Below are 15,265 nucleotides of genomic sequence, written 5' to 3'. Positions count from 1 at the left end.
CGCCCGTTTGCGGTGCCCTCTTCCCCGCTCGAGTACGTGAGATTGGAGGAACGGGACGGCGGTGACCGGTCAGCCGGACACCACCGTCCCGTCACCCGACATGCAGACCACCGACAACAGCCTCACCTGGCTCCTGCAGAGCTTGCTGAAGCGCACCCCCGGCACCCGGCACGCCCTGGCCCTGTCCCGGGACGGCTTGAAGCTGTGCTGGAGTGAGCATCTGACGCTGGACCAGGCCGACCAGCTGGCGGCGATCTGCTCCGGCATCCAGGCCCTCGCCCAAGGAGCGTCCGTGGAGTTCGGCGACGGCACCGGCGGCGTCCGGCACTCCATGACCGCGTTCCACGGGGGCCTGCTGTTCATCGTGGAGGCCGGTGAGGGGGCCCATCTCGCGGTCGTCGCCGAGGAGAGCGCCGATCCCGGTGTGGTGGGCCACCAGATGACCGAACTGGTCGATCAGATCGGCGAGCACCTGCGGGCCGAGCCCCGCGAGTCCGGCCGGGGGAGTGCCGTCTCGTGATGCGCAAGCCGGTGGACACCGGTGACCCCGACCGGCTCTACACGGTCACGGGCGGGCGGAGCACCGCCGACGACTCCTTCGACCTGGTCACCCTCGTCGTCAGTGAAAGCCAGCCCACGGCGGGGATGCAGTCGGAGCTCGTCCGGATCCTGGAGCTGTGCCGGCACCCCACGGCCGTGGTCGAGATCGCCGCGGAGCTGAAACTGCCGATCACGGTGGTGCGGATCCTGCTCGGCGACCTGCTCGACATGGGCTGCATCACCGCCCGCCACCCACGCGCGGCGCGGTCCGTCGCCTCGCTTCCCGACTCCGCCCTTCTCAAGGAGGTGCTCCATGGGCTCCGCAACCTCTGAGCTGCCCTCCCACCGCACGCCGCTGGCCGACGCGGCGGACACCGGCCTGAAGATCGTCATCGTGGGCGGATTCGGCGTCGGCAAGACCACCCTGGTCCGCTCGGTCAGCGAGATCCGCCCGCTGAACACCGAAGAGGTGATGACGCAGGCCGGCGTGGGCGTCGACGAGACCAGCGCCGTGGCGTCCAAGACGACCACGACCGTGGCCTTCGACTTCGGGCGGATCAGCCTGAACGAGCGCATGGTCCTCTACCTGTTCGGCGCGCCGGGCCAGGAGCGCTTCTGGTTCCTGTGGGACCGGCTGTTCTCCGGCACGCTGGGCGCGGTGGTGCTCGTGGACACGCGCCGCATGGACGACTCCTGGTACGCGATCGACCGGCTGGAGCACCACCGCACGCCGTTCGTGGTGGCCGTCAACCGGTTCGACGACGACACCGTCCGGTACTCCCTGGACGAGATCCGTCAGGCGCTCGCGCTGCCCGAGCACGTGCCGATGGTCGACTGCGACGCCCGGGTCCGGCAGTCCGGCAAGGACGTGCTGATCACCCTCGTAGCCCACCTTCACGAACTGGCCATGGCCCAGGAGGCGACACCGTGACCGACACCGGTTCCTCTTCCGTGCACTCCGCGCCCTCGGGCTGTCCCGCCCACGCCGACGCGGTGCGCCTGACGGGGCTGCAGTACCAGCAGACGCCGTCGCAGATGTACCGGGCGCTGCGCCGGGAGCACGGCGCGGTCGCGCCGATCCTGCTCGACGGGGACGTGCCGGCCTGGCTGGTGCTCGACTACTCCGAGGTCACGTACGTGACCAGCCACGACGAGCTGTTCGCGCGGGACTCCCGGCGCTGGAACCAGTGGGAGAACATCCCGCCGGACTGGCCGCTGCTGCCGTTCGTCGGGTACCAGCCGTCGGTGCTGTTCACCGAGGGCGACGAGCACCGGCGGCGGGCCGGGGTGATCACCGAGGCGCTGGAGGGCGTCGACCAGTTCGAGCTCGGCCGTGACTGCCAGCTGATCGCCGACCGGCTCATCGCCGACTTCGCGGGCAGCGGCCAGGCCGAGCTGATGACGGGGTACGCGCACGCGCTGCCGATGCGGGCCGTGGTGCAGATGTGCGGGATGCCGACCTCGGGCGCGGACACCCAGCAGCTCGTCGACGACCTGCGGATCTCGCTGGACGCGGCGGAGGGCGACGACCCGGTGGCGGCCTACGCGCGCGTGGGCGAGCGGTTGCGGCAGCTGGTGCAGGACAAGCGGGCCAGCCCCGGTCCGGACGTCACTTCCCGCATGCTGCTGCATCCGGCGGGGCTGACGGACGAGGAGATCGTCCAGGACCTCATCTCGGTGATCGCCGCGGCCCAGCAGCCGACGGCGAACTGGATCTGCAACACGCTGCGGCTGCTGCTGACGGACGAGCGGTTCGCCGTCAACGTGTCGGGCGGCCGGCTCAGCGTGGGCGAGGCCCTCAACGAGGTGCTGTGGCTGGACACCCCGACGCAGAACTTCATCGGGCGCTGGGCCGTGCGGGACACCCAGCTCGGCGGCCGGCAGATCCGGGCCGGCGACTGCCTGGTGCTGGGACTGGCCGCGGCCAACACCGATCCGCAGATCTGGCCGGAGGCCCACGTGGGCGCGGAGAACTCCGCCCACCTGTCGTTCAGCAACGGCGAGCACCGCTGCCCCTATCCGGCCCCGCTGCTGGCGGACGTCATGGCGCGGACGGCGGTCGAGACCCTGCTGGAACGGCTGCCGGACCTGGTGCTGGCGGTGGAGCCGGAGGAGCTGACCTGGCGGCCGTCGATCTGGATGCGGGGGCTGACGGAGCTCCCGGTGCAGTTCACGCCGGTCGTGCAGTAGGCGGGCACGTGGGCCCCGCGGCCGGGGCCCACCACCTCGGCCGCGGCGCGCCTCAGGCGGACACCGGAGTGAACCGCACCGGCACGGACTGCGGCCCGCGGGTGAAGACGCCCTGCTCGACCGGATCGAAGCCGTCGGCGAGGCGCACGTCGGGCATGGCGTCCAGGAGCTGGTTGACGCCCGTCTCGACCTCGGCCTTGGCGAGCAGCGCGCCGACGCAGAAGTGCCGGCCGAGCGCGAAGGCCAGGTGGTCGGCGGCGGCGGAGAAGGCGGTCGCGGTGGTGAGGTCGTCGCGGAAGATGTCGAAGCGGTCGGGATCGCGGTAGCGGTTCTCGTCGCGGTTGGCGGCACCTATCAGGCAGGTGACGGTGGCGCCGGGGGGTACGGTGCCGCCGCTGAGCGTCACCTCGGTCGCGGACTGCCGCATGATCATGTGGACGGGCGGGGTGTGGCGCAGGGTCTCGGCGAAGGCACGCGGGATCAGGCTGCGGTCCGCGCGGACGGCGGCGAGCTGCTCGGGGTGGAGCAGCAGGTTGGCGAAGATGCCGGCGATCGCCTTGTCGGTGGTCTCGCCGCCGGCGGCGAGCAGCAGGCTGCAGAACGCCTTGATGTCCTCGTCGCTCATCCGCACGCCGTCGATCTCGGCGGCGCACAACGTGGACAGCAGGTCGTCGCCCGGGTTCTCACGGCGCTCACGGATGATCGGCAGCATGTACTCGGCGAACTCGACACGTGTCCGCCGGCCCGCCTCGGTCACCTCCGGGTCGCCCGAGAGGTTGCCGAGGAAGGCGATGACGGCCGTGTACCAGCGGTGGAAGCGCGCGTGGTCGGCCTTGTCCAGACCCAGCATGTCGGCGATCACGTTGACCGGGAAGTGGGTGGCGTAGTCGGTGACCAGGTCGGCGGAGCCGGTGTGCCGGAAGGCGTCGATCAGGTCACGGGAGTTGCGCTCGATGACGGGCAGGAACTTCTCCTGCAGGTCACTGCCGCGGAAGGCGGGGGCGACCAGGGCCCGGCGCACGGCGTGCTCCCGTCCGCTGAGCTGAAGGATCGTTTTGCCGTGTACGGGCTCGATCTGCCAGTCGTAGTTGTCGGTGGTGAACTCGTTGTTCCTGTCCTTGAAGACGCGCTCGACGTCCTCGTAGCGCGAGATGATGTAACTCCGAGTGGCCTCGTGCCAGATGAGGGGCGCGGTGTCGCGCATCAGGCGGTAGGCGGGGTAGGGGTCCGCTGCGAACTCGGGCGAGAGAATGTCGGGCACCTGCTGCGCGGTGGGCATACAGCTCCTCAGATCGTTGACGTCTCCGACGTGCAAGGCTATTGATAGCCCGTCAGGTGGAACAGCCCCGTCGGGGCCCCGGTCCGGCCACCGGCGGGCGTTGACCGAAAACCGCTCCCGGGCGGTCGTGCCCGCCCACGGCCCCGGCAGCCGCCGCCGTGCGGAGGGCGGCCGTTCTCCCCGACCGCGGGGGTTCTCCGTCCGTACGCGGTCCGGCGGTGGCCGCAGGCGTCCGCCGGCAGTGCGGCGAACGGCGGGCGGGCCGCTGCGCGGTCCCGTGCCACGCACCGGTGACCCCGGCGGTACGCTCCGCGGCGCTCAGCGCGGACGCCCGTCCGGAGTCCGCCGCCGGCGGGCTGCCGCCCCGGCACCGTGCCCGCCGCGTCACCGCCCGTCGCGCGGCCGGGCCGCCAAGGAGGTCAGCGGCTCGGTCTCCCCGGCGTGGCCCAGGGCGGTCAGACGGGAGACCGCGGCGTCGAGGCGGGTGAGGGCGGGGGCGGGGCGCTCCAGGTAGATGCCCTCCACGGCACCCGCGAGGCGGACGCACTCGGCCCACTCGCCGGCGCGGCCCTGCTCCGGTCCCGGCTCACCGAGCAGGGCGAGGGCCCTCTCCAAGGCGGCCAGGGCGTCCTCGTACGCAGCGGCGTAGGCGTTGACCCGCCCGTGTTCGTAGGCCAGAGCGGTGTCCAGGGAGCGGCCGCGGGCGTCGAATCCGGCGGCGCGGGCCTCGTCGGCGATCCGGCCGGCGTCGGCGAGGAAGGCGAGGGCGTCCGCCAGGCCGTCGGCGCCCTGCCGCTGGGCCTGGAGCCGGGCGAGCTCGCGCAGGCAGTTGCTGAGCTGCTCGTAGCGCGGGGCCCGCGCGTGGGCGGTGAGCGCCTGGTCCGCGGCCTCGCGGGCCCGGCCGAACTCGCCGGACTCGCCGAGGAGGACGGCCGTCTCCGCGGCGATCATGGCGTGGCTCCCCGGGTCGTCGTCCCAGCCGGCCGACTCGGCCGCGAGGGTGACGAACTCCGCCGTGGCCGCCTTGAGGTCCTCCCCCGCGTGGAGCGCGCGGGCGCGGGTCAGGCGCAGCTGGGCGACGAGCCGGTCGTCCAGCTCGCCGGCGGCCACGTCCGGTTCGGCCAGCAGGGAATCGAGCAGCGCGATGCAGTCCTCGACGCGGCCCAGGTCGAGGCTGAGCTGTGCCGCGTTGCCGTAGGCGCAGAACGCGTCCGTCCGGCTGCCGCGGCGAAGGTCCAGTTCCGCCGAGCGCGTCAGGTGCCGCAGTGCCTCGTCGGGACGGCCCAGGTGCATGCAGGCCTCCGCCAGATCGCCGTGGAGGCGGGCGGTGTCGACCGCGTCGGCCGGCCAGTCGGCGGCCAGTCGCAGACCCTCGGTGAGGTCCGCGTGCGCGGCCTCGGCGTTGCGGAGGCCCAGCTGGAACCGGCCGCGCAGCCCGAGCGTGCGGGGCAGGTGCCAGGCGGGGCCGTGTGCCTTCAGCCGGTCGAGGAGACCGTCGATCTCGGTGACCGCGGTGGGCAGGTCGCCGGAGATGGCGTACGTGCTGGCCCGCAGCAGCCGGGCACCGGAGATCTGCCCGGCGACGTCGTGCCGGGTGGCGAACGCGTGCAGCAGGTCCACCTCGGCCAGGACCGGCGCGACGTGCTCCTCGCTCCCCGAGGTCTGCAGGCGCAGGCCGAGCGCGGTCGCCCGCAGCCGCAGCAGACGTGCCTCCTGGTACGGGGCGAGGCCGGGGGGCCCTTCGTGCAGGCGGACCATGGAGGCGTGGGCGGCGGTCAGCGCGGCGGCCCTCGCCTCGGTCCCGCCGGCGCCCTCCGCGGGGCCCCCGGTGGAGGCGAGCAGGGCGCAGGCGCGGGCGAGTGCCGCGTGGCCCCGCGCTCCGGCGTCCTCGTACAGGCCCGCGGCCTCCTCGTGGAGGGCGGCGGCCACGGCGAACTCGTCCTTCTCGCCCGCCCGGCTCGCCTCGTCGGCCAGCAGGTCCGCGCGCAGCCGGACGAGCGGGCCCACGGCCGGGTCGTCGGGGTGGGTGTAGTCGCGGGCGGCGACGAGCGTGCGCAGCCGCGCCCAGCAGGCCTGCGCGTCCGGGTGCCCCTGCTCGTCCAGCGCCCTGGCCCGGACGATGAGTTCGGACAGCGATCCGGAGTCGGCGGCCGTGGGGGCGGCGGGCACGGCGACCGGCGCGGCCGGGGCCACGTCGGCGATGCCGCGGGTGCGCAGGGTCAGTTCCAGCGCGTCCAGGAGCGGTGCACGGTCGAGGCGGGCCCTGCGGCGGTCGGTGTGGGCCGTGGTTCCGTTGCGTGCGTCGAAGCGGGCGGCGAGGCCGTCGGCGCGGCCCCGCACCTCGGCGCGCAGGGCGGCCACCGTCCAGGTGCGGCCCGCGTACCCGGCGGCGGGCAGTTCGCCGTGGCCGAGGAGCCCGACGCGCTGCAGGAGGACCTCCACGCCGGTGAGGAAGTCCAACAGGTCCAGCGGCGAGTCCACCTCGTCGAACAGGTTCCGGTTCTCGGCGAGCAGTTCCAGGCCACGTGCTTCGTTGCCGGTCAGCGCGCAGAACTCCAGGTGCCGGCCGACCTCCCCGGACATCGAGGGACTGCGGCGGCAGCCGCGGTAGCCGGCGAGGTGCAGTTCGCGTGCCCGGTCGGCGCGGCCGGTGCGCAGCAGGGGCAGCAGCGCGTACGACACGGAGCGGACCGGCTCCTCCTGGCAGGATTCCTTGCCGGCCAGGACGGGTTCCCAGGCGCGCAGCGCCCGCTCGTCGTCGCCTGCGGCGAGGTGGTGCAGGGCGTGCTCGCAGATCCCGCAGGCCTCGCGGTCGCTGAGCCGGGTGCGGGCGCGGCCCGCCCACAGTTCGTAGGCGAGGGCGGTGTCCTCCCCGACGTGGGCGGTGAGCTGATAGGCCTGTCCGTAGTACGGCTGGAGGCCGAGGCCGGCCCTCTCGTACCGGTCGCGCATCTCCGTCAGCCACTGGCGCAGGCTGACCAGCGGTATCTCGGGCAGCGCGCGCAGGGCGCCGGCCACCCACTTGAACCGCCAGAACAGCATGTGGCGCAGGCGCTCGTCGAAGAGGGTGAGCAGGCGGGCGAAGACCACGGGCGACTTCCGGGGCTCGGAGCCGTAGGTGTACGCCTCCTGGAGTTCGAGGAGGGCGTGGACGAGCGGGACGGGCTCCTCGAACCGCTCCGCGGCGTCGACGAGTTCCTCGGCAGTGACGGTGCGGGTGCGGCCGTAGGGGCGCCGGTCGTTCTCCTGGAGCGCCCGGTACAGCTCGTCGGTGGTCTCGGGTGCGGTCGGCATCGTCAGCTGTCCTTGCGGAGGGCGTGGGCGAGGAGGCCGAGGAAGGAGCGGTTGATGAAGCTCGACTCGGCGGGCCTGAGCGGGCGCCGGGACAGCAGCGCGGCCTGCCCGTAGAGGGCTTCGGCGCTGGTGCGGGCCAGTTCGGGCTCGTCGATGGCGACGGCGGTGCGCACCAGCGGGTTGAGCTGGTTGAGGATCAGCTGGGCCCGCGGGGCTTCCTGGCGCAGAGCACCGAGGATGTCGCCCCACAGACCGCCCTCCTGCTCACGGGCGAGCTGGGAGCGGGTGCGCTCGTGCTGGGCCTCGCGGCTGTCGACGAGCAGGGCGGGGGCGGAGGCGGGCTGGAAGGCGCGCGGCGCGACGTCGCAGTCGAAGACGTCGAGGGTGTCGCGAGCCAGGGCGAGGTAGGCCGCGGCGGCCAGTTCCGTCTCCCGGTCGACGGGGTCGAGGTGGGCGGTGAGGGTCGCCGGATCGAGGTCGGCGACGCTGACCCCGGGCCTGATCTCGGGCAGTCGGTGGACCAGTTCGCGGTCGTACGTGTAGCCGCCGTTGACGACACCGAGCCCGGCGGCCGAGGCGATCGCCGCGACCTGCCGGAACTCCTCCACGCTGCGGCGCGGAACCGGCGGGCGGGGGCCGTGCTCACGAGGGGCGGCCCCCGCCCGCCGGTTCCGTCCGGACGGACGCTACTCGATGTTGATCTTGAAGGTGCTGGTCCTGTTGCGGACGTCCTCGGCGTTGCCGCTCATCCGCAGGTTGCGGAACGTGGCTTCGCCGACTGCCGGGCCCTGGCCGGGTTCCGGCAGTTCGTTGGCCCAGATGCCGAAGCCGGACTTGGCGTCGAACGCGTCCCCGCTCTTCTTGGAGTTGGTGATGGAGATGTCGGTGAAGACGGTGTCCTTGACCGGGAACTGCGGTTGGCCGCCCGCGTAGTTGGTCTGGAACATCACGCCTCCGTAGGTGGAGTCGTCGATGTCGACGTCGTTGACCCGGATGCCCTGGAAGACCTTGGAGGCGGAGAACGCCCAGATGGCCGGGAAGACCTGCGAGCCCCAGAAGTGGCCGCCCGTGCGCTCCAGGGAGACGTTCTCGATCGTCGTGGGCCCGGTCCCGAAGCCGTTCATCGGGTAACCGAAGTCCAGCGAGGAGATCGTGATGCCGGAATACACCAGGGTGTCGGCGATGCGGATGTTGCGGAAGGTGTTGTTGTAGCCGCCGTAGACGGCCACGCCTGCCGCCCGCCACGTGAGCGTCGAGGTGAGGTTCTCGTAGAGGTTGTTCTTCTCGTCGGCGCCTCCCGCGTCGATGGCCGAGAAGAGCGCGAAGCTGTCGTCACCCGTGGCCCGGGCGTCGTTGTTGACCACGTGGTTGTCCGTGGAGCCGTTGGTCATGTTGATGCCGTCGGCGAACGTGTCCCGGATGCGGGAGTTCTTGATGGTCATGTTGTCGGTGTTGGCGCCCCAGTAGAGGCACACCATGTGCTCGACCCAGATGTCGTCGATGGTGATGTCGGAAACGTTCGAGAAGTCGAACACCTTGCCCGGACCGTCGATCCGGGACGTGTAGTTGCCGAAGTAGGCGAAGCCCGTGAACGAGGAGCCCTTGGCGCTCGCCTCGGCCCGGAAGCCCACGTCGGTGTTCTCCTGCGAGGAGGGCGCGTGGAAGCGGGTGAACCACGGCCCGGCTCCGAGGACCTTCACCGCCTTGCCGTAGACCTGGAACTTGCTGGAGGTCTCGTAGTCGCCGGGGGGCAGGTAGACGCCGACGAGCTTGCCGGTCGTGTCCATGCGGACCTTGTCGAGCGCGTTCTGCACGTCCTGCTGCGAGAAGCCGGCCGGGACCGTGTAGGCGGCCGGGTCGGGGTTCGCTGACGCCGTCGCCTGTTCGGTGTCGACGAAGTCGATGGCGTAGCTGGAGGAGTTGCCCGCGTCCTTCTGGAGCCGGATCCTCGAACCGGCCGGAACGGTCCTGCCGAGCAGCAGGTTCGCCTCGTCGTAGATGTGCCGCGGGGCCCCCGAGCCGGGCGAGTTCCCGGGCGAGGTCTCGTTGCCGTAGAGCCAGGCGTACTTCGGGGTGAGGTCGATCGCCTTGAGGAACTGGCCGTCCACGTAGACGTCGAGCGTCGTGTCGGTGCCGTCCGGGACCGAGAAGCGGGCGACGAGGGTGTTGGTCGCCGCGCGGGTGGTCCACTCGACGTACTGGCCGGTTCCGGTGAGGGTCACGGCCTTGCGGCCGCTCGCCTCGCCGGCGGGGTCGCCGACGGTCCGGTTCGGGCCGACGACCTTGGCCCCGCCGCCGAGTGTGCCGTCCTCGGCCTCGTACACGTCGTACGGCATGTCCGCCCCGCGGCCGACGAACAGGGCTTGCGCCGTGGTGTTGTTGGCCCGCTTGACCGGCAGCTCGTTGGCGTCGTCGGCGATGACCGTCCTGACGGTGTACTTGCCGTTGCCGGCCGTCCAGGAGCCGAGGTTCACCGGGGCGGTCGTCCGCCCTGCCGCGATGGTGCCGCTGTAGGAGCCGCTGAGCGTCTTCACGGTGGCGCCCTGGGCGTCCTGGATCGTGAGCGTCACGTTGTGGGCGCCGGCGGCCGAGTCCGTCGTTCCCTGGTTCCTGATCGCGACCGTGAACCCGACCTGGTCGCCGGCCGAGGCGCTGGAGGGGGTCCAGGAGACCGGTGCGGCGACCAGGTCGGAGCTGGACACGGGCTTGACGACGAGGGCGTCGGAGCGGGTGAAGACGTTGTTCGCCTCGTCCTGCTCGATGACCTTGTTCGAGGGGTCCACCTCGGCGCCGACCGGGTAGCTGCCCGCCTCGCGTGCCCCGATGCCCGCCGTGACGGTCCTCGACTCGCCGGGCGCGAGGGCGGGGACGTCCGCGGTGGCGACTTTGGTGCCGCCGAGCGTGAAGTTCAGGCTGGTGGCCGCCGCGGCTTTGCTGCCGCTGTTGGTGACGGCGGCCGTGAGGCCGACGGCGTCCGACTCGACCGGCGCGGCGGGCGTGTTGGTGATGCCGGTGACCTTGAGGTCCGGGTTGGCGGAGGGGGTGCCGATCACCTGGAACTCGGCGACCTGGGCGCCCGGTGCGCCGGTGTTCTTGGTGAACTTGAGCTGGACGTCGGCGGCGGAGCCGGACACCGGGATGCTCACCGTGTTGCCGCTGCCGGGGGAGAAGGCGTAGTCCTTCGCCGCCGCCAGGCTCGTGAAGGACGTCGCGTCCTGGTCGCGGCCGAGCACCTGGATGGTCTGGGTGCGCGAGGACCAGGCGGCGTCCGGGCTGAGCTTGACGACGACCTGGCCGAGGTCGGCGTTGGCGCCCAGCCTGGTGGTGAGGGTGGCCGGGTAGGCGCCGCCTGCGCTTTCCCAGTAGGTGCTGGTGAGGCCGTCGTTGGCGTTGCCGGCGACGTAGGTGAAGGTGTCCGAGGACGCCTCGATGGGCTTGCCCTGGGCGAGGTCGGAGCCGGGACCGCTGGGTGAGCCGGGTCGGGTGACGCTGTTGCTCGGCGCCGACACGTTGCCGGCGGCGTCCTTCGCCTTGACGTAGTAGGTGACGGTGGAGGCCGCCGAGGGGGTGTCGGTGAACGTCGTGACGTCACCCGCGACGGACTTGACGAGCTGGTCGTTGGCGTAGACGTCGTAACCGGTGACCTTGACGTCGTCGTTCGACGCCTGCCACGTGAGCTTCACGTCGCCGCCGGACTGCGTGTAGGCGAGGTTCCCGGGCGCGGTGGGCGCCTGGGTGTCGCCGCCGGAGCCCTTCCGGGTGACGCTGTTGCTGTTGGAGGACACGTTGCCCGCGGCGTCCTTGGCGCGGACGAAGTAGGTGATGTCGCTGCCGGCGGGTTGGGTGTCGGTGTACGTCAGGACGTTTCCGGGGACGCTCGCGCGTAGCTGGCCGTTGGCGTAGACGTCATAGCCGGTGACGCCCGTGTCGTCGCCGGCCGCGTTCCAGGTGAGCTTGATCTGCCCGGTGCCGGGCTCGGTGTAGTTCAGGTTCGTGGGGGCCGTGGGCGCCTGGGTGTCACCGGTCGCCGGCCCGTACACCTCCAGCTCGGACAGCTGTCCGGCGGGCCAGCCCGTGTTGGCGGTGACCAGCACGCGCACGTACCGCGTCGTGGTGGTGTCGAAGCCGATGGTCGCCGACTGGTCGTTGCCGCTGTCGAAGGTGTAGGCCTTGGACGCCGTCAGGTCGGTGAAGTTCTGGTTGTCGGCCGAACCCTGGACCTTGAGCGTCTGACTGCGGCTCGGCCATCCGCTCGGCAGCCGCAGCGCCACCTGGTTCACCTTGACCGAGGAGCCGAGATCGACCTGCACCCACTGCGGGAAGGCGTTGTTCCTGCTCTCCCAGTACGTGGCACGGTTGCCGTCACCGGCGTTGGCCGCGCCGTACACGTCGGCGTGCCCGCTCTCGCTGAAGGGCCTGCCCTGCGCGAGGTTGGGGGTGGCGGCGTCGGTCGTGGACACCTGCATCTCGGCGAGCTGTGCCGTGCCGGCGACCGAGTTGCCGCCGAAATCGGCACGTACGTAGCGGGCAAGGGTCGCGGGGAAGGAGACCGTCACCGTGTTGCCGTTGCCGGGGCTGAAGACGTACGGCGCCGACGGCTTGAGCGTGATGAAGCTTCTGCCGTCGGCGCTGCCCTGCAGGGCGATCGTCTGCTTGCGGGTCTGCCAGCGGGCCGGCAGACGCAGCACGACCCGGCGGACGCGCTCGGTCCGCCCGAGATCGGTCTGCACCCACTGCGCGGACTTCTTCCCGGCCTGCCAGTACGTGCCGGTGTCGCCGTCGCTCACGTTGGCCGCGGAGTGCGCGCCGAGCGCACTGCCGGCCCTGGCCGCGGCACCGGCCCCGGTGTTCGGGCCGCCCGCCGCGTGCGCGCCGAGGGCGGGCAGCCCGAGGACCATGACGGTGGAGGCCAGCGCAACGCCGGCCGTGCGCCGTTTCCTGCAACTGGGTTTGTATCGGGTCATGCGGGGTCACTCCCTGCAGAGGCTCACGCACCAGTGGGGGCGCGCGAGGGCGGCTCATTACGGGGCGGAGCGGTGGCGCGGTCGGGCGGGAGGGCCGGAGCCGTCCGCCACTGGCACAGCTGTAGCGGCCTCACGCGAAGGCGTGGGAAGCCGGAGGTGCGTGCGTCGATGGGCCCACGCGGCCAGGCCGGGAACCCATGCGCAGCTTCTTGCAGTTATTCATCGCAATATTGCAGAGGCTCTTGGGTTCGTCCACGGTTGCGACAGCACGAGTTTTCACCGGTCGCATCCGTCCCGGCGGGGGAGACGGCGGCTGCGCGCTTCCGGGGCCGGTGAAGGGGCCGGCGGGTGCGGTCGGAGGCCGCGTCGGCCACTCGGCGAAGCGCTTCCACCCGCTCGGTGTCCGGTTGCGGGGACCGGGGAACACGTCACGGCCCGCACGAGGACGGGGCCGGCCGCTGGTGAGCCCCGGTGAGCAGGCGGTACGGGTCGCGCTTCCCGGAGGGCGGCCGGGCCTCGCGTCGCCGCGGGCCCCGGGTGTCCGCCGGCACCCCGGCCGTCGTCCTGACCGCGGCCGTCACGAACCACGCCCATCACCACCGACCTGCGAATGCGGGGCTCCGCGACGGGACTCGACGCGTCCGTCGAGCCTCGTCGGCCCAAGTGACAACTTTTTGTTAAATAATTGCAGTGTATACGCAATTTCTTGCGTTACTTTGCGGAGGTCATTGGGCGCGCCGAGCGTGCCGTCGAACTGCCCCGGTGACCCGGGCGACACGCCGCCCGCCAGCAGGTGACGCCGCCTCGGTGACGGCCCGGTTCGCCGGCCGGGGTGTTCCGGGAGCGAGCGCGTCGTTCGCCGCGGCCGGCATTCGCCCCCGGCGAATACGGGTCCGTGCAATCGACTCAGTCGTTAAAGTGACAGTCATCGAATCCGGCCACGACGGGACCTGTGAGGTAAGCACCCACCATGCCCATCGAAACGTTTGAGTTCCAGGTAGAGGCTCGTCAGCTGCTGCAGCTGATGATCCACTCGGTCTACTCGAACAAGGATGTCTTCCTGCGCGAGCTGGTCTCCAACGCCTCCGACGCGCTGGACAAGCTGCGCCTCGAGGCCTTGCGGGACGAAGCGCTCGACGTCGACACCTCCGACCTGCACATCGAGATCGAGGCCGACAAGGAAGCCCGTACGCTCACCGTGCGGGACAACGGCATCGGGATGTCCTACGAGGAGGTCGGGCGGCTCATCGGCACCATCGCCAACTCGGGCACGGCCGAGTTCCTGCGCGAACTGCGGGAGGCGAAGGACGCGGCCGGCGCCGAGGGCCTCATCGGGCAGTTCGGCGTCGGCTTCTACTCGGGCTTCATGGTGGCCGACGAGATGACCCTGGTGACCCGCCGGGCCGGTGAGGCCCGGGGAACCCGCTGGACCTCGCGCGGCGAGGGCTCGTACACCCTGGAAACCGTGGACGAGGCCCCGCAGGGCACTGCCGTCACCCTCCACCTCAAGCCGGCCGACCCCGAGAACCAGCTCCACGACTACACCTCCCCCTGGACCATCCGGGAGATCGTGAAGCGGTACTCCGACTTCATCACGTGGCCGATCCGGATGGCCCCGGAGAAGGGCGAGGGCGACACCGCGTCCGAGTCGTCGGCACCCGAGACGCTGAACTCGATGAAGGCCCTGTGGGCGCGTTCGCGCGAGGAGGTCTCGGACGACGAGTACCACGAGCTGTACAAGCACATCAGCCACGACTGGCGGGCCCCCCTGGAGACGGTCCGGCTCCAGGCGGAGGGCACGTTCGAGTACCAGGCCCTGCTGTTCCTCCCGGAGCACGCCCCGCACGACCTGTTCACCCAGGGCTACCGGCGCGGCCTGCAGCTGTACGTCAAGCGTGTCCTGATCATGGACGACTGCGAGGCGCTGCTGCCGCCGTACCTGCGGTTCGTCAAGGGTGTCGTCGACGCCCAGGACCTCTCGCTCAACGTCTCCCGCGAGATCCTCCAGCAGGACCGGCACATCCGGATGATCCAGCGGCGCCTGACGAAGAAGGTCCTGTCCTCGCTCAAGGACATGAAGGCGGGCGACGCGGAGAAGTACGCCACCTTCTGGCGGGAGTTCGGGACGGCCCTGAAGGAAGGGCTGGTCACCGACGCCGACAACCGCGACGCCATCATCGCCGTCACCACCCTCGCGAGCACCCACGGCGACGAGCCGACCACCCTCCAGCAGTACGTGGAGCGGATGAAGGAGGGCCAGGCCGACATCTACTACATGACCGGCGAGTCCCGGCAGAGCATCGAAAGCTCCCCCACCTGGAGGCGTTCCGCGCCAAGGGTGTCGAGGTCCTGCTGCTCACCGACCCCGTCGACGAGGTGTGGGTCGACGCCGTCGGCGAGTTCCAGGGCAAGCGGCTGCGGTCTGTGGCCAAGGGCGAGGTCGACCTGGACGCGGACGGCGACGAGGACGCCGGGCAGGAACGAGAGAAGCGCGGCGAGGAGTACGCCGGCCTGCTCGGCTGGATGAAGGAGCAACTGCAGGAGGAGGTCAAGGACGTGCGCCTGTCCGCGCGGCTCACGGTCTCCCCGGCCTGTGTCGTCTCCGACGCCGACGACCTCACGCCCGCGCTGGAGAACATGTACCGCGCCATGGGGCAGGAAGTGCCGCGGACCAAGCGCATCCTCGAGCTCAACCCCGACCACCTGCTGGTCAAGGGCCTCAACCAGGCGTACAAGGAGCGGGAGGACCGCACCGCCCTCGCGGAGACCGCCGAACTGCTCCACGGCCTGGCGGTCCTCGCGGAGGGAGGCCGGCCGAAGGAGCCCGGCCGATTCGTCAAGCTGGTCACCGACCGGCTCGAACGCGCGCTGTAGCGCGTCCCGTGGGCAGGGCGTGGTGCAGCCTTGCCCACGGAACCGCTCCGCCGGGCCGGTGCGCACCCGGGCCCGGCGGTCGAGCAGCCGGGGGAGTGCTCCGTGCCGGGAGCGGTGCAGTGCC

General features: G+C 71.5%; 7 protein-coding genes and 2 pseudogenes. 5 read left to right on the top strand and 4 right to left on the bottom strand.

The features are described from left to right. Positions 1 to 61 precede the first annotated feature (61 nt). Genes QQY24_RS01800 through QQY24_RS01785 form a run of 4 tightly spaced genes read left to right on the top strand, consistent with a single transcriptional unit; the run spans position 62 to position 2,730 of the window. Positions 62 to 520 (top strand): roadblock/LC7 domain-containing protein, encoded by a 459-nt coding sequence (locus tag QQY24_RS01800; protein ID WP_301970873.1) that lies wholly within the window; start codon positions 62 to 64, stop codon positions 518 to 520. After that, on the top strand, positions 517 to 873 hold the full coding sequence (locus QQY24_RS01795; protein ID WP_301970872.1) for a DUF742 domain-containing protein: 357 nt from the start codon (positions 517 to 519) through the stop codon (positions 871 to 873). Before QQY24_RS01800 ends, QQY24_RS01795 begins: the two co-directional genes overlap by 4 nt. Next, positions 854 to 1,471, top strand: coding sequence for an ATP/GTP-binding protein (locus QQY24_RS01790; protein WP_301970871.1), 618 nt, complete (start codon positions 854 to 856; stop codon positions 1,469 to 1,471). The genes QQY24_RS01795 and QQY24_RS01790 overlap by 20 nt, the downstream gene beginning before the upstream one ends. Then, positions 1,468 to 2,730 (top strand): cytochrome P450, encoded by a 1,263-nt coding sequence (locus QQY24_RS01785; protein WP_301970869.1) that lies wholly within the window; start codon positions 1,468 to 1,470, stop codon positions 2,728 to 2,730. Before QQY24_RS01790 ends, QQY24_RS01785 begins: the two co-directional genes overlap by 4 nt. A gap of 52 nt (positions 2,731 to 2,782) precedes the next feature. On the opposite strand, the gene QQY24_RS01780 is transcribed toward QQY24_RS01785, so the two are convergent. The 4 genes and pseudogenes from QQY24_RS01780 to QQY24_RS01765 form a co-directional block, all read right to left on the bottom strand. Next, positions 2,783 to 4,009, bottom strand: coding sequence for a cytochrome P450 (locus QQY24_RS01780; protein WP_301970867.1), 1,227 nt, complete (start codon positions 4,007 to 4,009; stop codon positions 2,783 to 2,785). A gap of 384 nt (positions 4,010 to 4,393) precedes the next feature. Next, positions 4,394 to 7,303 (bottom strand): hypothetical protein, encoded by a 2,910-nt coding sequence (locus QQY24_RS01775; protein WP_301970865.1) that lies wholly within the window; start codon positions 7,301 to 7,303, stop codon positions 4,394 to 4,396. A gap of 2 nt (positions 7,304 to 7,305) precedes the next feature. Further along, positions 7,306 to 7,914 (bottom strand): annotated as a pseudogene (locus QQY24_RS01770) (HSP90 family protein); the annotation flags it as partial. Positions 7,915 to 7,989: 75 nt separating this feature from the next. After that, positions 7,990 to 12,267, bottom strand: coding sequence for a discoidin domain-containing protein (locus QQY24_RS01765; RefSeq protein WP_301970864.1), 4,278 nt, complete (start codon positions 12,265 to 12,267; stop codon positions 7,990 to 7,992). A gap of 970 nt (positions 12,268 to 13,237) precedes the next feature. Here QQY24_RS01765 and htpG point away from each other — a divergent pair. Then, positions 13,238 to 15,141 (top strand): annotated as a pseudogene (gene htpG, locus QQY24_RS01760) (molecular chaperone HtpG). The last annotated feature ends 124 nt before the right edge of the window (positions 15,142 to 15,265 follow it).

Source organism: Streptomyces sp. TG1A-8 (assembly GCF_030499535.1).
Lineage (GTDB): Bacteria > Actinomycetota > Actinomycetes > Streptomycetales > Streptomycetaceae > Streptomyces.
This window is presented reverse-complemented; position numbering and strand designations above follow the sequence as displayed.

Excerpts from the sequence above, each read along its gene's own strand:
- QQY24_RS01790 (WP_301970871.1), top strand. The coding sequence starts at position 854 with ATGGGCTCCGCAACCTCTGAGCTGCCCTCCCACCGCACGCCGCTGGCC.
- QQY24_RS01780 (WP_301970867.1), bottom strand. The coding sequence starts at position 4,009 with ATGCCCACCGCGCAGCAGGTGCCCGACATTCTCTCGCCCGAGTTCGCA.
- QQY24_RS01765 (WP_301970864.1), bottom strand. The coding sequence starts at position 12,267 with ATGACCCGATACAAACCCAGTTGCAGGAAACGGCGCACGGCCGGCGTT.
- QQY24_RS01775 (WP_301970865.1), bottom strand. The coding sequence starts at position 7,303 with ATGCCGACCGCACCCGAGACCACCGACGAGCTGTACCGGGCGCTCCAG.